Consider the following 19,328-nt stretch of genomic DNA (forward strand, 5'->3'; position numbering starts at 1 on the left):
GCAATCTTCGCTGCACCGCACAATCCGTTGACAGGACGATGACAGCTTGCCCGACCCAGACTGCGGCCGCGCACCGTCCGGTGCCCACGATTGCCGCGCGCCTGGCGTGCACCTGGGAGGGTTTGTGGAATTCACGTTTGCCTGGCGGCGTCCTGCCGCCATGATGGCTCTGGCTGCCCTGTCGGCGCCGGCCTTTGCCGCCGAAGACGACCGTCCGGTCACCGCCAGCCTGGGCGGCCGCCTGCACCTGGACTTCGCCACCTTCGACAACGACACCCGCGGTACGCCGAACAAGGACGACACTGAGATCCGCCGCGCCTGGCTGGACGTGTCCGGCAAGTTCTTCGTGGTCGACTACAAGCTGGAAGCCGACTTCTCCGGCGACCGCGTCGAGGCCAAGGACGTGTACCTGGCGCGCAGCTTCGGCAAGGCCGGCAAGCTGACCGTCGGCCAGTTCAAGCAGTATTTCTCGCTGGATGACCGCACCAGTTCCAACTACGGCAGCTTCCTGGAGCGCGGCAACGCCGGCACCACGCTGGCGCCGCTGTACCGCCTGGGTGCATCGTGGCAGGCCAATCCGGGTGACTTCACCTGGGCGGCCAGCATCTACAGCCTGGAAAGCATCGACGCCTGGCAGGTGAAGGGCCGTGCCGCCGGCGGTCGCGTCACCTGGGCCCCCTCGCCCCGCGATGGCGACGTGCTGCACCTGGGCCTGTCGCTGGCCCGCGAGGCCTACGACAACCCCGGCGCCAACGGCACCCCGGGCCTGAGCATCCGCCCGCGGCCGGCCGGCCATCTGTCCGATGAAAGCCGCCTGACCCTGGTCAACTTCTCCGCCGGCCGCGATACCGACGTCAACAAGTGGTCGCTGGAGTACGCGCAGGTGCGCGGCCCGCTGTCATGGCAGGGCGAATTCAGTGGCGCCACCTTCGATGACGGTGCCCAGCGCGGTGACGTGATGGCCGCGTACGGCATGCTCAGCTGGTTCGTCACCGGCGAGAGCCGCGCCTACGACCGCAAGACGGGCCGCTTCGCGCGGGTGAAGGACATCCGCCACAAGGCCGGTGCCTTCGAAGTGGCGCTGCGCTATGACCAGATGTGGGGCGCGCAGCACCTGGACGGTGCGCCGGACCTGCGCCGCGGCAGCACCGAAGCCTGGACGCTGGGTGGCAACTGGTACCTGCGCGACAACCTGCGCTTCATGCTCAACGTGATCGAAAGCCGCAACCGCGACCGCTTGGCCGGGGTCACGGTGGACCGCACGCGCGCGGTCACCGGGCGCCTGCAGTACGACTTCTAGGCCTGATATTCCGGGCATGCCGCCCGGGCCCCTTCCACTCCCCCACGTCCTGTATTCGCAAGGAGTCCGCAGATGATGCTGAGCATCCTCGGCTTTGGCATGGTCATTACGTTCATGTACTTGATCATGAGCAAACGCCTGTCGCCGCTCGTCGCCCTGATCACCATCCCCATCCTGTTCGCGCTGATCGGCGGCTTCGGCGCCAACATCGACGAGATGATGCTGGAGGGCATCAAGAAGATCGCGCCCACCGGCGTGATGCTGATGTTCGCCATCCTCTACTTCGGGGTGATGATCGACGCCGGCCTGTTCGATCCGCTGGTGCGGGTGATCCTGCGCTTCGTCAAGGGCGATCCGATGAAGATCGTGCTCGGCACCGCGGTGCTGGCGATGCTGATCTCGCTCGACGGTGATGGCTCGACCACCTACATGATCACCGTCTCGGCGATGCTGCCGCTGTACCAGCGGCTGGGCATGAACGCGCTGAACATGACCTGCGTGACCATCCTCGCCGGTGGCGTGATGAACCTGACGCCGTGGGGCGGCCCGACCGCACGCGCGGCCACAGCGCTGCACGTGGATCCGGCCGACGTGTTCGTGCCGCTGATCCCGTCGATGGTGATCGCCTGCGCCGGCGTGCTGCTGCTGGCCTGGTACCTGGGCCTGAAGGAACGCCGCCGGCTGGGTGTGGTGACCCTGCCCAAGGGTGGCAGCTGGATGGACAACAGCGTGTCCGACGACAGCAATGCGTTGCCGACGGTGGAAGACGCCGAGGACATCAAGCGTCCGAAGCTGCTGTGGGTCAACCTGGCCCTGACCGTGGCGCTGATGACCGCGCTGATCATCGGCGTGCTGCCGATGCCGGTGCTGTTCATGGTCGGCTTCGCCATCGCCCTGGTGATCAACTATCCGAACCTGGCCGAGCAGCGCCGCCGCGTGGTCAACCACGCCGGCAACGTGCTGTCGGTGGTGTCGCTGATCTTCGCCGCTGGCATCTTCACCGGCATCCTCAACAACACCGGCATGGTCGAAGCGATGTCGCACAGCTTCCTGGCGGTGATTCCGGAATCGTGGGGCCCGTACCTGGCGGTGATCACCGCCGTGGCGTCGATGCCATTCACCTTCTTCATGTCCAACGACGCGTTCTACTTCGGCGTGCTGCCGATCCTGTCCGAGGCCGCCGGCAACTACGGCATCACCCCGGTGGAAATGGCGCGCGCCTCGCTGGCCGGCCAGCCAGTGCACCTGCTCAGCCCGCTGGTGCCGTCCACCTACCTGCTGGTAGGCCTGGCCAAGGTCGAATTCGCCGACCACCAGAAGTTCACCCTGAAGTGGGCCATCGCCATCTCGATGCTGCTGATGGTCGGCAGCCTGCTGTTCGGCCTGTACCCGCTCGCTGCCTGACCCTCTACCAAGGAGCCTTCTGCAATGACGCTTCGAATCGCTTACGTCACCAGCGGCATGGGCAGTGTCGGTACTGCCATCTGCCAGAGCCTGGCCCGCAGCGGCCACACCGTGGTTGCCGGTTGCGCGCCGAACTCGCCGCGCAAGGCCAACTGGCTGCGCGAGCAGCGCGAACAGGGCTTCGACTTCATCGCCTCCGAAGGCAACGCGACCGACTGGGCCTCGACCAGCGCCGCGTTCGCCAAGGTGCGCGCCGAAGTCGGTGAAGTGGACGTGCTGGTCAACAACTCCGGTGGCAGCCGCGACCTGCTGTTCCGGCAGATGACGGTGGAGGACTGGAACGCGGTGATCGCCTCCAACCTCAATTCGCTGTTCAACCTGACCAAGCAGGTGGTCGATGGCATGGCCACGCGGGGCTGGGGCCGCATCATCAACATCGGTTCGGTCAGTGCCCACAAGGGCCAGATCGGCCAGGTGAACTACGCCACCGCCAAGGCCGCGATGCATGGCTTCAGCCGTGCGCTGGCCGCGGAAGTGGCCTCGCGCGGGGTCACCGTCAACACGCTGTCGCCGGGCTACATCGCCAGCCAGGCGATCAGCAGCTTCCCGCCGGATGTGCTGGACCGGCTGGCCGCCTCGGTACCGGTGCGCCGCCTGGGTCGCCCCGAGGAAGTGGCCGGCCTGTGCGCCTGGCTGGCCTCGGACGAAGCCTCGTACGTGACCGGCGCCGACTATCCGGTCAACGGTGGCCTGTACATGGGGTAAGCCCTCGTCCACGCAGTACGTGGACCGCCTCCCCCACGGAGTGCGCGGGGCCGGTGAACCTTCGCTTGCGATGGGGATCCGGCCCCTATTGTTTCTGCATTTTCGGGACGCATTGCCCGATACATCGGCAGAACCGGTGTTATACCTGCCAACGCTCGCTGAGCCCGATGGATGAACGGCCGGAATCGCGGATCAAGGAGGTTGGCATGCGTGCATTGCTGATTGCGCTTCTTGTGGTCGTCACCCCGCCACTGGCGGCCGCCCCACCTGCTGCCACTGCGGAAGAGGCGGATGCAACCTGGCGGCTCGTGGAGCGCTGGTCCTTGCAGCTGGCACGCTCTGACCTTGTCGCACAGCTATCGCCACTGGCTCCGGCCGGCTCGCGTTCGGAAGCAAGAAGGGGCCGGGGCGACAGCGCTACCATCGATCTGGCGCCATTCGTGGTCGCTGGGAGGATCCAGGGGCCTTCTGGCCAGATCCACACCGATGCGTCCGGGCGAATCATCAAAGGCATTACGCTGTCGCTGGGCGGCGCCTGCATCTCGCGAAAGCAGATGGGTCGTCGCTACCCGGACTTCAACGTCCTTTCCGTCCCGTCAGGGCATAGTCTGGACGAGTCGACGGTGTTCGGCACGGTAGAGAACGGCATCCAGATCGGGTTCTCATTCTCCGAACATGACCGTGACTGCATGGACCAGCTCAAATTGAGCTGGCCAGGGGAGCGCTTCTGATTCCCACCGACATACCACCATGACGAACAGGTTGCAGGACGCACACCACTGCCCTGCACCGTTCGTTGGTTTTTCGTAAAGAAGGTTTCATGTTCCGTTCGCATAGTGGCCATGCACCGCGCATCCGTGCCGGTGACCACCCCCAATGCAACGGACCACCATGCAGACCCGACACCTGACGATCGCCGTGGCGATCGCGCTTTCCGCCGCCGCCAGCGCACATGCCGCCTCCGCCGCCGATACCGGCGCCAGCACCGATGCCGCGCTGAGCGCGCAGACGCTGGATACCGTCTCCGTGATCGGCCAGGGCGAGACCCGCCAGGTGCAGCGCATCACCGCCGTCGACAAGCAGGTACTGCCGCCGGGTACCAGCGGCCAGAAGATTCTTGATCGTCTGCCGGGCGTGTCGGTGCAGTCCAATGATGCCTTCGGTGCCAACGAGGAGTCGCAGACCATCAGCCTGCGCGGCTTCGACAAGAGCCGCCTCGGCTACACGCTGGACGGCATTCCGCTGGGCGACAACAGCTATGGCAACTACAACGGCCTGAGCATCGCCCGCGCGATCATCGCCGAGAACCTGGCCGGTGCCGAGCTGTCGCAGGGCATCGGTTCGCTGGGCGTGGCCTCGACCAGCAACCTGGGCGGCACCATCCAGTACTTCTCGATGGACCCGTCGACCGAATTCGGTGGCCGCGCCAGCGTCACCGTTGGCGACAACAGCCAGCGCCGTGGCTACCTGCGCGTGGATACCGGCGACATCAACGGCTTCTCGGCCTACGTGTCCGGCGTGCACCAGGACCAGGACATGTGGGCCGCGCCGTACCAGAACCAGACCACCCGCCAGTTCAACGCCAAAGCGGTGTGGAACGTGGGCGACCATCGTTTCGGTGCGTTCGTGGCCACCTCGCGCGCCAGCCAGGCCAACTACGCCTATCTGTCCAAGGACATGCTGGCACGTGGCCTGGGTTATGACTGGAACATCTATGCACCGGACTGGGATCGCGCCGTCGCCGCCGCGTACTGCGCACCGGGCACGCTTGACCGCAGCAAGTGCAAGTTCAGTGGCGGCGTCACCAGCATCGACGACGCCTACTACCAGAGCCGCGCACTGCGCGACGACAATCTGTACTCGGTGGATGCCGACCTGCGCCTGGGCGAGCAGGGCCGCCTGAAGCTGCTGGCCTACCACCACGACAACCGTGGCCAGGGTCACTGGTGGGCGCCGGGCCAGCCGTCCTACCCGGGCACCGACAAGATGTTGCCGATCTCGATCCGCAGCACCAACTACACGATCAACCGCGACGGCCTGACCGCCGCGCTGTCGTGGACGGTGGGCATCCACGAACTGGAAGCCGGCCTGTGGTTCGAGCAGAACGACCACAACGTGTCGCGCAACTTCTACTACATCAGTGGCCCGTTCCTGGACGACCTGTACCTGAAGAACCCGGACCGCCTGCTGTTCAACCAGGACTTCGATATCCGCACGCGCCAGTTCTACGTGCAGGACCGCATGCGCTTCCTGGACCAGCGCCTGACCGTGGATGTGGGCATCAAGAGCCCGAATACCCGCATGCGCGCCACCGCCCAGCCGGGCGTGGAAACCAGCATCGCCTCGGGCACGCTGACCGCCAAGAAGTCGGTGCTGCCGCAGCTGGGCCTGGGCTTCAAGCTCAATGCCAACAATGAGCTGTTCGCTTCGTACGCCGAGAACATCGCCGCCTTCGTCGGCGGTGGCAGCGGCGGCCCGCTGCAGGTGTCGCCGGAATCGTTCGCGGCCAGTGCCGGGCTGGAGCCGGAGAAGTCCAAGAGCCTGGAAGCCGGCTTCCGTACCTTCGGCGAGAAGTACCAGGCCTCGATCGCGGCCTACAACGTCAAGTTCGACAACCGCCTGCTGTCGCTGAACCCGTGCTCGAGCATCGAAGTCGGCACGCGTCCGGAGTGCGTGACACGCTTCATCAACGTCGGTTCGGTGAAGAGCCACGGTGCGGAGCTGACCTTCATCCTCAAGCCGATCGACGGCCTGCAGTGGTACAACGCGCTGTCCTGGAACAAGACCACCTACGAGGATGACTACCTGTCCGGCGGCGCGGTCGTGCCGGTGGCCGGCAAGATCACGGTGGATACGCCGCAGCGCATGGCCTCCAGTGAAATCAGCTGGAACCGCGATGGCTTCTTCGCCAGCCTGCGTGCGAAGTACACCGGCAAGCGCTACTACACCTACACCAACGACCAGTCGGTGCCGGGCGTGACCACCTTCGACGCCGGTGCGGGCTACGATTTCGGCCCGGGCCTGGGCCTGCGCAACGTGCGGGTGTCGTTGAACGCGACCAACCTGACCAACAAGCGCTACGCCGGCCAGCTGAGCTCGTTCGCACCGACTGATCCGGAAGGCAAGCGCTATGCGATCCATGCGAGCGCGCCGCGGCAGTTGTTCATGACGGTGGCGGCGGAGTTCTAAGTCAGAAGCGCTGCCCCGCGGCGTCTTGATTGTTGTCGCGGGGCAGGGTCGGATGGGCCGGCGCAGGACACGCCGTGAACCCATCCATGGGGGCTCGATGGCGCCTTGCTCGTGTGCGCTGTCCTGCGCACACGGCAAGACCGGGGTTGGGCGTCCTGCCCAACCCGCCCGAGGCATGCCTCGGGCCCATGGCGCCAACGGTCCTGCGCAGGCCCATCCAACCCTGCTCGACGGTTTCCCGCGCCACGGTGCGGAGGGCAAAGAAGAGCAAAAGCAAAGAGCCGGGCGTTGCCCGGCTCTTTGCCTTTCAAGCTCTTCAAGCGCAATCCCTCTGGTGGATTGCTGGCCGTCTCGCGGGAAATTGTCTGGAGCGGGGGGCTTGCGCTGGCCAGGACCGTCCACGGCATGGATGCCGTGGCCGAGCCTACAGGGACGTACTTGCGGCGTGTCCTGGCCAGCGCAAGCCCCCCGCTCTCCCCGATATCAATCGAGACGCCACAAGCCGCCAACGCATTTCATTCCGGCGCCAGCTGGTCCATCCGTATCCGGTTGGCGAACAGCGAGAACGCCAGCATGCCCGCCAGGCCGTTGGCCCGGCTCACCCAGTGCGGCAGCCAGCGCGGCGGCTTCAACACCCCCGCCTCGAACAACGGCGCGAACGCGATCGCATCGGTCAGGTTCATCTTGCCGGCGAACAACCAGCGGCAGACCTGCAGGCGGTCCTCGGCCAGCATGTGGCGGAAGAAGGTGTGCACCGATACCAGCCCGCGCAGGTACACCGTGTCCTTGGTGAAGGCCAGACCGCCACTTGGCGGCACGCCGCGGAACACGCGCTGCGCCGAGGCGAAGCTTTCTTCAGGGTTCTGCCCGGCGTCGCAGAAGTAGCGGAATACCTCGATGAAATCGGCACCTTCGCGTGCCATCGCGATCGCTTCGGTACGCAGACTGATGCGCTTCAGGCGCTCGATGTCGATGCTGCCGGTGATCTGTTCGGCGAAGGTGGCCAGCCCTTCCTGGGTGGCCGTCACCCGTGGCGAGGACAACGCCAGGCTGGGCAACACCGGTTGTTCGCGGCCGTTCAATGCGGTCAGCGAATGCACCAGCGCTTCGTGGTGGAACAACTGCGCGCGGTCGTAGGCGCTGAAGCGTGCACTGGTGCGCAGGCGGATGCGGGTCGGGCCGGCTGCGGCCTTGGACACCAGCTCCGGATCGAGCTGCACCTGGATGATGCGCGATTCGAAGAACGCGTCCAGATCGTTCTGCAGCTGCAGTTGCAGGGCGATGGCCGAGACCGGCACCTGTTCTTCCGGCGCCAGCAGTTCGTGGTCCAGTTCGGCGGCAATCTGGATGAAGTGGCGCGCCGCTTCGCGCGTGCTCGGGCCATTGCCCGGCAGCGGCTGCTCGGGCGCGCCGAACAGCTGCACCGAACAGGTATCGACGGCGGCGGTGCCCAGCCCTTCCAGCAGCTGCGCGGCCAGGTCCCAGCTCTGCGCCGACTGCCGCACGTAGTGGCCCAGTGGGTGGCTGTCGTCGCAGTCGGCGGCGATCGCGGCCAGTGCGCGACGTTCTTCGCTGAAGTCCAGCCGTGGGTAATCCACCTTCGGCAGCACCGGCTGGCCACGCGCCACGCTGTCCAGGAACGGTGCCTGCACCGTTGCCGGCCAGCTGGTCAGGCCCAGCAGGCGGATGCCTCCCACGGCCTCGACCAGGCGCGCATCGAGCGCTGCATGGTGGGCCACGTCACGGTCCAGCGTCGCGATCGGTTCCATGCGCGGACTATAGCGCCCTGCCCGTGCGTTGGTAGGTGCAATGGATCGGGTAGCTGCCAACCTTGGTTGGCATCCGCCGAAGGCGGACTTCGGATACATCCGTGCCAACCAAGGTTGGCACCTACCAGGAGCGGGCAGAGGCGGGCTGCGGACAGATTCATGCCAACCAAGGTTGGCACCTACCAGGAGCGGGCAGTCGGCACCCACCCGAAGCAGGCAGAGGCGGGGCCATTGCAGGGGTCAGAGCCCATTGCGACGCAATGGGATCCGACCCCGCGATACCCATCAGCGCCTGCGGTTCTTGCCAGCCGGGCGGAACTGCTGGCCCTTGCCCTTCTTGCCACCGCGTTCCTGCGCGGTCTCGGCCTGGCGGACCGCCAGCTTGGCGGCGGCGGCAGCCACTTCTTCCTTCAGCTTGAAGTAGTTCAGCAGCCGGCTCTCTTCGATCTCGCCCGCCTCGATCGCTGCGCGTACGGCACAGCCCGGTTCCTGCTGGTGCTTGCAGTCGTTGAAGCGGCACTGTGCGGCCAGCGCCTCGATGTCGGCGAAGCCACCTTCGGACAGCGTCTCTTCACCGGTCGGCTTCAGCTCGCGCATGCCGGGGGTATCGATCAGGCAGGCGCCGGTCGGCAGCGGCATCAGCGCGCGATGGGTGGTGGTGTGCCGGCCGCGCGAATCGTTGGCGCGCACCGCGTTGGTCTTCATCCGCTGCTCGCCGAGCAGGGTGTTGGTCAGCGTGGACTTGCCGGCACCGGACGAACCCACCAGCACCACCGTGCGGCCCGGGCCCAGCCACGGCTGCAGCACGGCTACGCTGTCGGCATCCAGGCCGTTGATCGCATGCAGCGCGATGCCCTGCATCTCCAGCTCTTCCAGCACCGCTAGCGCGTCTTCGCTGTACTCGGTCTGGTCGGCCTTGGTCAGCACCACCACCGGTTCGGCACCGCCACCGCCGACCAGCAGCAGATAGCGCTCGATGCGGCGCGGATTGAAGTCGGCATCCAGGCCACAGACGATGAACACCGTATCGATGTTGGCTGCGATCACCTGCTGGTGATAATGCTCGCCGGCCGCACCGCGCTTGATCGCGGTACGCCGCGGCAACAGGGCGACGATGCGGATGCCATCGAGCAGCACCCAGTCACCCACGGCCGGCCGCTCGTGGCTGGGGAAGCGCGGACGCTGCCATTCCGGCAGCGACTCGGCCTTGATCGACGCATCCGGGCCATCGGCCACTACGTAGTGGGTGCGGTGCTGTTCGATCACCCGTGCCGGGCGGGCCTGCGGGTGCGCGGCCATCGCGGCCTGCCAGTCGGCCTGCTGCGCCGGGCCCGGCCAGGGCCAGCCGATGGTCTGCAGGGCGATGAAATCGGGGGTCTGGGTCATCGCCGCCATTCTACCTGTCACGGCCCCCTGCCAGCCCAGTAATGACAAGCCCGGCGCCCTTGCCATGCACTGCAGCAATTCCGGTAGGATGGAATCCCCATGCCTTTTGACGGCCCAGCCCCCATGTCCACCATCTCGCCCAAGCCCCTGGCCATCCGCGAGCGCCTTTCCGAAGTGCGCTACGAAATCCGCGGAGAACTGGCGCGGCGAGCCCGGGAGCTGGAGGCGCAGGGCCGCAAGCTGATCAAGCTCAACATCGGCAACCCGGGCAACTTCGGTTTCCGCGCGCCCGAGCACCTGCAGCGCGCGATCGCAGACGACATGGGCCGCACCGATCCGTACACCCACCAGCAGGGCCTGCCGGTGGCACGCGAAGCCATCGCCGATTACTACGCCCGCCGTGGCGCACCGGATGCACACCCGGACCGCGTGTTCGTCGGCAACGGCGTCAGCGAACTGATCGACCTGTCGCTGCGCGCATTGCTCAACCCGGGCGACGAAGTCCTGGTGCCCTCGCCGGACTACCCGCTGTGGTCGGCCTCGACCATCCTCAACGATGGCCGCCCGGTGTACTACCGCTGCGCCGCCGAGAACGGCTTCCAGCCGGACCCGAGCGAGATCGAGACGCTGGTGTCCTCGCGCACCCGCGCCATCGTGCTGATCAACCCGAACAACCCCAGCGGCGCCAGCTACCCGCGCGAACTGCTGGAGCGCGTGGTCGAGATCGCGCGCCGCCACAACCTGCTGCTGCTGGTCGATGAGATCTACGACCAGATCCTGTACGACGATGCGGTGTTCCAGCCGGTCGCGCCGCTGGCCGGCGACCATCCGTGCCTGACCTTCAGCGGCCTGAGCAAGGTGCACCGTGCCTGCGGCTGGCGCGTGGGCTGGGCCCACCTCAGCGGCGACGACGCGCGCCTGGGCGACTTCCGCGCCGCGCTGGACCTGCTCGGCGCGCTGCGCCTGTGCGCCAACGTGCCGGGCCAGTACGCCATCGAGGCCGCAGTGAATGGCCCGGACACCATCTCCGAGCTGTGCACCCCGGGTGGCCGCCTGTATGAAACCCGCCGCGCGGTGATCGAGGCCTGCGAAGCCAGCGAGCACCTGTCGCTGGTCGCGCCGGCCGGCGCGCTGTATGCGTTCCCGGCCGTGGTCGGTGCCGCTGCCAAGGGCTTTGACGACCACAACTTCGCGCTGGACCTGATGAACAACGAAGGCGTGCTGGTGGTACCGGGTTCCAGCTTCAACGTGCCCTACCGCCATCATTTCCGCGTGACCCTGCTGCCGGAAGCCTCGGTGATGCGCGATGTGTTCGCCCGCATCGACCGCGTGCTGGCCCGCCGTGCCGAGGACGCAACCAAGGTCGTGCCGCTGAAGCCACGCCGTTCGGTGGCCTGAGCCGTGGCGCTGTCCTACCTGGCGCTGGGTGATTCGTACACCATCGGTGAAGCGGTTGCGGTCGAAGGCCGCTGGCCGCACCAGCTGGCCGCCGCCCTGCGCGCGCACGGCATTGACCTGGGCGACCCGCAGACCATCGCCACCACCGGCTGGACCACCGACGAACTCGATGCCGGCATCGATGCGGCTGCGCCGAGGGGGCCGTTCGACTTCGTCAGCCTGCTGATCGGCGTCAACAACCAGTACCGCGGGCGTCCGCTGGACGAATACCGTAACCAGTTCCAGGCCCTGCTGCAGCGGGCAATCGGCTTTGCTGGCGGTGATGCAGGCCGCGTGCTGGTGCTGTCCTTCCCCGATTGGGGTGCGACCCCGTTCGGCGCCGGCAGTGGCCGCGACCTGGCCGCGATCGAGATCGAGACCGACGAATTCAACGCGGCTGCCGAGGTGATCAGCACCCAGCAGGGCGTGGCCTTCGTCGACATCACCGATATCAGCCGCGCGCAGGGCGAAGACCCGGCGATGATTGCCGAAGATGGCCTGCATCCTTCGGCGCGGATGTACGCGCTGTGGAGCAAGCGGGCGTTGCCGGTGGCTGCGCACCTGCTCGGCGCAGCGGACTGAGACGATGGGCGGCTTGCCACGGACTGGCACGCCGCTGCCCTGCACTGCCCTGACGAACGCACAGGCGCGTTCCATCGCCGAGGCGTTCCGCCCGGTAAGGGTCTGGGGCAACCGCAGCGATTACTTCTACATCCGCAGCAAGCTCGGTAGCGATCCGCTGTACGACGGCGCGCTGCAGCAGCTTCCCGATGACGGGCAGCCGGTATTGGACCTGGGCTGCGGGCTGGGGTTGTTTGCCCACGTGCTGCGCCAGCGCGGCGACAGCCGGTGCTACCTGGGTGTGGACCTGGATGCCGCCAAGATCGCACGTGCCCGGCGTGCTGCCACCCAACTTGACGATGTGCACTTCGATTGTCTGGACCTGCAGGCGCCGCTGCCGGCACGGGCCGGGCACGTATTGCTGCTGGATGTGCTGCAGTACCTGGAAGCGGGTGCGCAGCAGGCGCTGCTGCGCGCCGCCAGTGCGCGTGTGGTCCGCGGTGGGCGCCTGCTGCTGCGTACGCCCCTGGCCACCGGCGATGGCCGCGACCGCACCACGCGGGTGGCCGACCGGCTGGCCTGGCTGGTCGGCTGGATGGGCACGCGACCGTGCCACTACCCCGATCCAAAGGTGCTGCAGGCGACGCTGACCGAAGCCGGATTGCAGGTGACGGCCCCCCGGCCGCTGCACGGGCGTACCCCCTTCAACAGCTGGCTGCTGGTGGCGCACCGCATCCGGTAGCGCCGGGCCATGCTCGGCGGATTCCATCCATGCCGCTGCGCTCGCCGGGCGTGGCCCGGCGCTACCGGTTATCCGGCCGGCAGCTGCGCCTTCAACCCACGCTCGTCCAGCGCCTGCAGCACGCGCTCGATGATCTCCAGGTTGTGGCCGTGTGCGGCACCTTCATGCAGCAGCACGATGGCGCCCGGGCGCAGGTCCGGCAGCAGGCGGTCAAGCACGCCCTGCGTGGTGCAGTCGACCCCGTCGTAGCCGCGCGCACTCCAGCCCACCCGGACCAGCCCCAACCGCTGCAGCACCGGTGCCACGAACGGATTGGTCATGCCCACCACCGAGCGGTACCAGCGCACCGGCTGCCCGCCCAAGGCCTGCAGCGCGTGCTGGCAACCTTCGATCTCGGCGCGCATCGCGGCTGGTCCCAGCCGCCAGAAACGCGCCTGCGGGTGGCTGTGGCTGTGGTTGCCGAGGTCGTGGCCGCGGCGCAGGATCTCGGCCACCAGTTCCGGCTGCGCCAGCGCGCGCTCGCCCACCAGGAAGAAGGTGGCGCGGGCCTGGTGGCGCTCGAGCAGGTCGAGCACGGCGCGGGTTTCCGGGCTGGGGCCGTCATCGATGGTCAACCAGACGCTGTTGCCGGCCTCCGGCGCCCGGCTCATCACCGGTGCATAGAAACGGCTGTTGGGCAGGAATACCGGCACCACGAACAGCGCATGGCTGGCCGCCAGCAGCGGCAGGCCCCACGGCCACCCGCCCAGTGTCCAGGCCAGGATCACGGCCAGCTGCGACGCCACCAGCCAGGGCAGCCAGCGCCAGGGGCGGCCCGGGATGCGATGCAATGTTCCTGCGCTGCTCATCCCCCATGATGCCATGAGGGTTAGAATTGATGATTCGAATTCCCGGAACCCCGACGTCCATGTCCCTCGATCCCGCCCTGCGTTCGCGCATCGAATCCATCCTCAACGCCAACCGCGTCGTGCTGTTCATGAAGGGCCAGCCGTCGATGCCGCAGTGTGGTTTCTCGGCCAAGGCCGTGGGCGCCCTGCAGGACCTCGGCGTCGAGTTCGCCCACGTCAACGTGCTGGCCGACCAGGAAATCCGTGAAGGCATCAAGGCCTACGGCGACTGGCCGACCATCCCGCAGCTGTACATCGACGGCGAACTGGTCGGCGGCAGCGACATCGTGCTGCAGATGGCCGCCAGCGGTGAGCTGAGCAGCGTGCTGGGCCTGGCCGCGCCGGACCGTACCCCGCCGAGCATCACCGTCACCCCGGCTGCCGTGGAAATGCTCAAGGGCGCGCTGGCCGACGCCCCGGGTGCCGCCCTGCAGCTGAGCATCGACGCCGGCTTCCAGCCGAACTTCCAGCTGGCCCCACACGACGAAGGCGCGATTGCCGCCGAGTCCAACGGCCTGCGCGTGCAGTTCGACCTGGCCAGCGCCCGTCGCGCCAACGGCATCACCATCGACTGGGTGGACGACATCCGCGGCAAGGGCCTGGCCATCGACAACCCGAATGCGCCCAAGCCGGTGCAGGAAATCAGCGTGCGTGATGCCGACGACCTGGTGCGTGCCGGCAACATCACCCTGGTGGACGTGCGCCCGGCCGATGAGCGCTCCATCGCCGCGGTCGGCGTGCCGTTCAAGACCTTCGACGGCAACGGCCGCGCCGAGCTGGAAGCCCTGCCCAAGGACACCGCGCTGGCCTTCATGTGCCACCACGGCGGCCGCAGCGCACAGGCCGCCGAGCAGTTCCGCGCCCTGGGCTTCACCAAGGTGTTCAACGTCACCGGCGGCATCAACGCCTGGTCGGAAGACGTGGACAACGGCGTGCCGAAGTACTGATCGGCACTGAAAAAGGGGACGGAGGGGATTAAGTCGTTTGTGCCTCAAACGACTTAATCCCCTCCGTCCCCTTTTTCTTATCCGGCAAACCCGCCTTCGGCGAGGTAATCCAGTTCTTCCGGCGAGGGAATGCGGCCCAGCACCGCGTTGCGGTGCGGGAAACGGCCGAAGCGGCGGATGATGTCGCGGTGCAGTTCGGCGTACTGCAGGTATTCCTTGTCACCCAGCACATCGAACATCGCCACCGAACGGTCCTGGTCCAGCGGATCCTCGGAGTGCTCGAACGGCAGGTAGATGAAGGCACGCAGCTTCGGCACCAGCTGCAGGTCCAGCCCTTCCTCGATCGCGCGCATGGCGTAATGCCGCGCCAGGCCATCGGTGGCATAGGAGTGGGCGGTACCGCGGAAGCAGTTGCGCGGGAACTGGTCCAGCAGCAGCATCAGCGCCAGCGCGCCTTCGGCACTGCCCAGCCAATGCTCGCGCGCGCGCGACGCCGCAGCGTAATGTTCATCCAGGAACAATCCACGGAACTGCGCGTCGAAGGCATCGTCGCGGGCGAACCACTTCGCAGGACCCGCTTCCTTCCAGAAATCCACCACTTGCGCGGCAACGTCCATTACCTACTCCTGGGCCTGGACGCCCCGCGCCCGGCCTTCATCATCATTCGTCGAAGCGCAGGTGGCGGACCGACTTGCCGTTGCGCCGGATAAGCTTAAGCGCCTCGATGCCGATCTGGATATGGTTTTCCACGAACTGGGAGCTGACCTTGGCATCGGAGGCCTCGGTCTTGACCCCGTCGGGGATCATCGGCTGGTCCGAGACCAGCAGCAGCGCGCCACTGGGGATGTGGTTGGCGAAGCCGGCGGCGAACACCGTCGCCGTTTCCATGTCGATGGCCATGCAGCGCATCGCCCGCAGCCGCTCCTTGAAGGCCTCGTCGTGTTCCCAGACCCGGCGGTTGGTGGTGTAGACGGTGCCGGTCCAGTAGTCATGGCCGAGATCGCGGATCATGGTCGAGACCGCACGCTGCAGCGCGAACGCCGGCAGCGCCGGCACTTCCGGCGGCAGGTAGTCACCCGAGGTGCCCTCGCCGCGGATCGCGGCGATCGGCAGCACCAGGTCGCCCAGCTGGTTCTTGCGCTTGAGACCACCGCACTTGCCCAGGAACAGCACCGCCTTGGGCATCACCGCCGACAGCAGGTCCATGATGATCGCGGCATTGGGGCTGCCCATGCCGAAGTTGATCATGGTGATGCCGTCGATGGTGGCACTGGCCATCGGCCGGTCCAGGCCGATGATGGGCGCGCCGGTCAGCTCGGAAAAGGTATGCAGGTAGCCGCCGAAGTTGGTCAGCAGGATGTGCTGGCCGAACTGGTCCAAGGGCACGCCGGTGTAACGCGGCAGCCAGTTGTCGACGATTTCCTGCTTGCTCTTCATGGTGGGGGACCGGTACGGCGGGGGATCGGCTATTTTCGGCCAGCCGGGCGGTGCCGTCGAGCCGCCGTTGGCCAGCCTGTGAAGAAGGTCACTTGGCAGCCCGCCGCCGCCCGGCTAGCGTCGACGGTTGGACCAAGCTGCAAGGGGAACTGCATGGCATCGACGTTGTTGCGCGCCGGGGTGGCACTGGCGCTGCTTTCATTGAGCACGGCACCGGCGGTGGGCGCCTCGCGCTTCGTCGCCGATCCCTACCCAAGCACCTACCAGGCGCATCCCGATGCGCCGGTGCTGATCCAGAACGCCACCGTGCTGACCGGCACCGGCCAGCGCCTGGACAACGCCGATGTGCTGCTGCGCGATGGTCGTATCGTTGCCGTCGGGCCCCGGCTGCAGGCCGACGCCGGCGTGACCCGCATCGATGCACAGGGCAAGTGGGTCACCCCCGGCCTGATCGACGTGCACTCGCATCTGGGCGTGTATCCCAGCCCGGGCGTCGGCGCACACAGCGACGGCAACGAGATGACCGCGCCGGTCACCGCCAACGTCTGGGCCGAACATTCGGTGTGGCCGCAGGACCCCGGCTTCGCCACCGCACTGGCCGGCGGCGTGACCAGCATGCAGGTGCTGCCCGGCTCGGCCAACCTGGTCGGTGGCCGCGGCGTGACCCTTAAGAACGTACCGGCCATCACCTACCAGGCCATGAAATTCCCCGGTGCGCCATGGGGGTTGAAGATGGCCTGCGGCGAGAATCCCAAGCGTGTCTACGGCGAAGGCAAGGGCGTGACCCCGGCCACGCGCATGGGCAACGTGGCCGGTTACCGCGCCGCCTTCATCGATGCCGCCGACTATATCGCCAAGAACAAACCGAAGCCGGCCAAGCGCAAGGGCTGGTTCGGCAGCGACAAGGGCGACAGCGCCGGAGATGCCGGCGGCAAGCGCGATCTCAAGCTGGACACGCTGGCCGGCGCCATCGAAGGCGACATCCGCGTGCACATCCACTGCTACCGCGCCGACGAGATGGCCACCATGCTCGACCTGGCCAAGGAGTTCGGCTTCAAGGTGGCCGCCTTCCACCACGGCGTGGAGGCCTACAAGCTGGCCGACCGCCTGGCCGCCGACGGCGTCTGTGGTGCGCTGTGGGCCGACTGGTGGGGCTTCAAGATGGAAGCCTTCGATGGCATTCCGGAGAACATCGCACTGGTCGACCGGCCGAAGAACAGCTGTGCCATCGTCCACTCCGATTCGCCCGAGGGCATCCAGCGTCTGAACCAGGAAGCCGCCAAGGTGATGGCCTCCGCGCGCCGTGCACACATGCCGGAGATCACGCCCGAACACGCCATCACCTGGATGACCGCCAACGCCGCCAAGGCGCTGGGTATCGAAGGTCAGACCGGCACCCTGGAAGCCGGCAAGATGGCCGATGTGGTGGTCTGGAACGGCAATCCCTTCAGTTCGTATGCGCTGGCCGAACAGGTCTTCATTGATGGCCGCAGACTGTACGACCGCGGTGCACCGGCGGCGACGCCGCGTTCCGATTTCCAGCTTGGCCAGGAGGTGCGCTGATGGGTGCGTTGAATGAATGTCGCCGGGCATGGCGCGGCGCTACCGTGGTGGCGCTGTTGTTGCTGGCAACCACGGCATCGGCGCAGGACCTGCTGGTGCGCAACGCCACCGTGCACACCGCCAGCACACGCGGCAGTCTGCAGAACACCGATGTGCTGGTGCAGGGCGGCATCATCCGTGCGGTGGGCAGCGGCTTGTCGGTACCGGCTGGCGCAACCGTGGTGGAGGCCAATGGCCGCCCGCTGACACCGGCACTGTTCGGGGGTATCACCGAGATCGGCATCGAAGAGGTCTCCGGCGAAGCGAGCACGGTCGACAGCACGTTGAAGATTGGCGATCAACCGCTGAGGCCCGAGTTCGACGTCACCCTGGCCTACAACCCGGCCTCGGTGCTGATCCCGGTAACGCGACTGGAAGGCATCGGCTTCACCGCGCTGGGCGCGGCCACCGGCGGTGGCTTCGTGGCCGGCCAGGGCGGCGTGATGCGCCTTGATGGCAGCGCGGACTCGATCGGCCCGCGTGCCCTGTTCCTGCGTGTCGGTGCAGCGGCTTCCGAACTGACCGGGCATTCGCGTGCCGCGCAATGGATGCTGCTGCAGCAGATGATCGACGAGGCGCGTGGCCAAGTGGCTGCAGATTCGCCGCATGCGCTGCTGACCCCGGCCGGGCGCCGCACGCTCAATCGCTACCTGGCCGGCCAGGGCCGCATCGTGGTGGAGGTGGACCGCGCATCGGACATCCGCCAGTTGCTGCGCTGGGCCGCCCGCGAGAAAGTGAAGATCGCCATCGCCGGTGCCAGCGAAGCCTGGCAGGTGGCGCCAGAGCTGGCCGCCGCCCAGATACCGGTGTTCGTCGATGTACTGGCCAACCTGCCGGCCAGCTTCGACCAGATCGGCGCCACCCTGGAAAACGCGGCACGCCTGCAACGTTCCGGCGTGGCGGTCTCGTTCGTGCAGCGTGGCGACGCCTCGCACAACGCACGCAAGATGCGCCAGCTGGCGGGCAATGCCGTGGCCAATGGCCTGCCCTGGGCCGACGGCCTGGCCGGCCTGACCCGGGTGCCGGCGCAGGCCTTCGGCGTGGCCGACCAGATCGGCAGTATCGAGCCCGGCAAACGTGCCGACCTGGTGCTGTGGGAGGGTGACCCGCTGGACGTGGCGCACTACGCCGAACAGGTCTGGCTGGGCGGCCGTGCGATGCCGATGCGCTCGCGCCAGACCGAACTGCGCGACCGCTATCTGCAGCGCAACGCGCATCCCTGACTGCTTACAAGGAGCCGCCAATGGCCACGCTGCGCTGGTATTTCGACTTCATCTCGCCCTATTCCTACCTGCACTGGCAGAAGCTGAAACAGCTGCCGCAGTTCACGCAGATCCAGACCGTGCCGATCGCCTTCGGTGCGGTACTGCATCATCTGGGCAACCTCGGGCCGGCCGAGATTCCGGCCAAGCGCCGCTTCATCTACCGCCAGCTGCTGTGGACCGCGCAGGCCGAAGGCACGCCGCTACGGTTCCCGCCGGGCCATCCGTTCAACCCGTTGTCTGCCCTGCGCCTGTGCCTGGCCGCCGGCGCCAGCACACAGGCGGTGGACGTGCTGTTCAACTGGATCTGGCGCGACGGCAATGCCGCCGACAGCGCCGAGGCGCTGCGCGAACCGGCTGCGCAACTGGGCATCGAGGATGTCGAGACCGCCATCTCCGCCCCGGCGGTGAAGGAGCAGCTGCGGCGCAACACCGAGGCCGCGATCAGTGCCGGCGTGTTCGGTGTACCGACCCTGGCCATCGACGGGGAACTGTTCTGGGGCAACGATGCGCACCCGCTGATGGCCGCGGTGCTGGCCGATCCGGGCCTGCTGCAGCAACCCGAATGGCAGCGCCTGGCCAGCCTGCCGGTGGCGGTTCAGCGCAGCCGCTGAACAGGGCGTGGCGCGTTTCCCTCGCG

Annotated in this window: 17 protein-coding genes; 12 read left to right on the forward strand and 5 right to left on the reverse strand. The window is 67.2% G+C overall.

The annotated features are described in order from the left end of the window. Nucleotides 1-163 precede the first annotated feature (163 nt). The 5 genes from ACJ7C5_RS14260 (at nt 164) to ACJ7C5_RS14280 (ending at nt 6,658) form a co-directional block, all read left to right on the forward strand. A complete protein-coding gene (locus ACJ7C5_RS14260; protein WP_412704261.1) occupies nt 164-1,300 on the forward strand; it encodes an OprO/OprP family phosphate-selective porin in 1,137 nt (378 codons plus the stop codon). Nucleotides 1,301-1,372: 72 nt separating this feature from the next. Further along, entirely contained in the window at nt 1,373-2,704 is a 1,332-nt protein-coding gene (locus tag ACJ7C5_RS14265; protein WP_412704262.1) for a CitMHS family transporter, read from the forward strand. 24 nt (nt 2,705-2,728) lie between these two features. After that, the gene (phbB, locus tag ACJ7C5_RS14270; protein ID WP_012481221.1) at nt 2,729-3,469 is read left to right on the forward strand and encodes an acetoacetyl-CoA reductase; all 741 of its coding nucleotides are present in this window, start codon (nt 2,729-2,731) and stop codon (nt 3,467-3,469) included. 206 nt (nt 3,470-3,675) lie between these two features. After that, nucleotides 3,676-4,200: a hypothetical protein gene (locus ACJ7C5_RS14275; protein ID WP_412704263.1), complete on the forward strand. Its 525-nt coding sequence runs from the start codon at nt 3,676-3,678 to the stop codon at nt 4,198-4,200. Between the two features lie 160 nt (nt 4,201-4,360). Further along, nucleotides 4,361-6,658, forward strand: coding sequence for a TonB-dependent receptor (locus tag ACJ7C5_RS14280; RefSeq protein WP_412704264.1), 2,298 nt, complete (start codon nt 4,361-4,363; stop codon nt 6,656-6,658). Nucleotides 6,659-7,173: 515 nt separating this feature from the next. Here ACJ7C5_RS14280 and ACJ7C5_RS14285 read toward each other — a convergent pair. Beyond that, the gene (locus ACJ7C5_RS14285; RefSeq protein WP_412704265.1) at nt 7,174-8,427 is read right to left on the reverse strand and encodes a flavohemoglobin expression-modulating QEGLA motif protein; all 1,254 of its coding nucleotides are present in this window, start codon (nt 8,425-8,427) and stop codon (nt 7,174-7,176) included. Between the two features lie 285 nt (nt 8,428-8,712). Beyond that, nucleotides 8,713-9,813: a ribosome small subunit-dependent GTPase A gene (gene rsgA, locus ACJ7C5_RS14290; RefSeq protein ID WP_412704266.1), complete on the reverse strand. Its 1,101-nt coding sequence runs from the start codon at nt 9,811-9,813 to the stop codon at nt 8,713-8,715. A gap of 123 nt (nt 9,814-9,936) precedes the next feature. Here rsgA and ACJ7C5_RS14295 point away from each other — a divergent pair, with 123 nt between their 5' ends. Genes ACJ7C5_RS14295 through ACJ7C5_RS14305 form a run of 3 tightly spaced genes read left to right on the forward strand, consistent with a single transcriptional unit; the run spans nt 9,937 to nt 12,553 of the window. Then, nucleotides 9,937-11,211 (forward strand): pyridoxal phosphate-dependent aminotransferase, encoded by a 1,275-nt coding sequence (locus ACJ7C5_RS14295; protein WP_094002155.1) that lies wholly within the window; start codon nt 9,937-9,939, stop codon nt 11,209-11,211. Nucleotides 11,212-11,214: 3 nt separating this feature from the next. After that, the gene (locus ACJ7C5_RS14300) at nt 11,215-11,832 is read left to right on the forward strand and encodes an SGNH/GDSL hydrolase family protein (protein WP_088027067.1); all 618 of its coding nucleotides are present in this window, start codon (nt 11,215-11,217) and stop codon (nt 11,830-11,832) included. A 13-nt stretch (nt 11,833-11,845) separates the two neighbouring features. Beyond that, nucleotides 11,846-12,553 carry a class I SAM-dependent methyltransferase gene (locus ACJ7C5_RS14305; RefSeq protein ID WP_412704267.1) on the forward strand — a complete coding sequence of 236 codons (708 nt, stop codon included), beginning with the start codon at nt 11,846-11,848 and terminating at the stop codon, nt 12,551-12,553. Between the two features lie 68 nt (nt 12,554-12,621). Here ACJ7C5_RS14305 and ACJ7C5_RS14310 read toward each other — a convergent pair whose 3' ends face one another. After that, nucleotides 12,622-13,401: a polysaccharide deacetylase family protein gene (locus ACJ7C5_RS14310; protein WP_088027069.1), complete on the reverse strand. Its 780-nt coding sequence runs from the start codon at nt 13,399-13,401 to the stop codon at nt 12,622-12,624. 59 nt (nt 13,402-13,460) lie between these two features. On the opposite strand from ACJ7C5_RS14310, the gene grxD reads away from it, so the two are divergent. Further along, nucleotides 13,461-14,387 carry a Grx4 family monothiol glutaredoxin gene (grxD, locus tag ACJ7C5_RS14315; protein WP_088027070.1) on the forward strand — a complete coding sequence of 309 codons (927 nt, stop codon included), beginning with the start codon at nt 13,461-13,463 and terminating at the stop codon, nt 14,385-14,387. A gap of 77 nt (nt 14,388-14,464) precedes the next feature. Here grxD and ACJ7C5_RS14320 read toward each other — a convergent pair whose 3' ends face one another. Together ACJ7C5_RS14320 and ACJ7C5_RS14325 are read right to left on the reverse strand one after the other, a co-directional pair. Next, nucleotides 14,465-15,004 carry a DUF924 family protein gene (locus tag ACJ7C5_RS14320; protein WP_094002152.1) on the reverse strand — a complete coding sequence of 180 codons (540 nt, stop codon included), beginning with the start codon at nt 15,002-15,004 and terminating at the stop codon, nt 14,465-14,467. Between the two features lie 43 nt (nt 15,005-15,047). Continuing rightward, the gene (locus tag ACJ7C5_RS14325; protein WP_049415280.1) at nt 15,048-15,824 is read right to left on the reverse strand and encodes an AMP nucleosidase; all 777 of its coding nucleotides are present in this window, start codon (nt 15,822-15,824) and stop codon (nt 15,048-15,050) included. A 153-nt stretch (nt 15,825-15,977) separates the two neighbouring features. Here ACJ7C5_RS14325 and ACJ7C5_RS14330 point away from each other — a divergent pair, with 153 nt between their 5' ends. The 3 genes from ACJ7C5_RS14330 to ACJ7C5_RS14340 are packed head-to-tail and all read left to right on the forward strand — an operon-like array spanning nt 15,978 to nt 19,302. Then, nucleotides 15,978-17,387, forward strand: a complete 1,410-nt coding sequence (locus ACJ7C5_RS14330; RefSeq protein WP_125430711.1) for an amidohydrolase — start codon at nt 15,978-15,980, stop codon at nt 17,385-17,387. Further along, entirely contained in the window at nt 17,387-18,649 is a 1,263-nt protein-coding gene (locus ACJ7C5_RS14335) for an amidohydrolase family protein (RefSeq protein ID WP_412704268.1), read from the forward strand. The genes ACJ7C5_RS14330 and ACJ7C5_RS14335 overlap by 1 nt, the downstream gene beginning before the upstream one ends. Nucleotides 18,650-18,669: 20 nt before the next feature. After that, complete coding sequence (locus tag ACJ7C5_RS14340; RefSeq protein WP_088027074.1) at nt 18,670-19,302, forward strand: 2-hydroxychromene-2-carboxylate isomerase; 633 nt, start codon at nt 18,670-18,672, stop codon at nt 19,300-19,302. The last annotated feature ends 26 nt before the right edge of the window (nt 19,303-19,328 follow it).

Source organism: Nocardiopsis yanglingensis (assembly GCF_045809185.1).
In the GTDB taxonomy this organism is placed as follows: Bacteria; Pseudomonadota; Gammaproteobacteria; order Xanthomonadales; family Xanthomonadaceae; genus Stenotrophomonas; species Stenotrophomonas yanglingensis.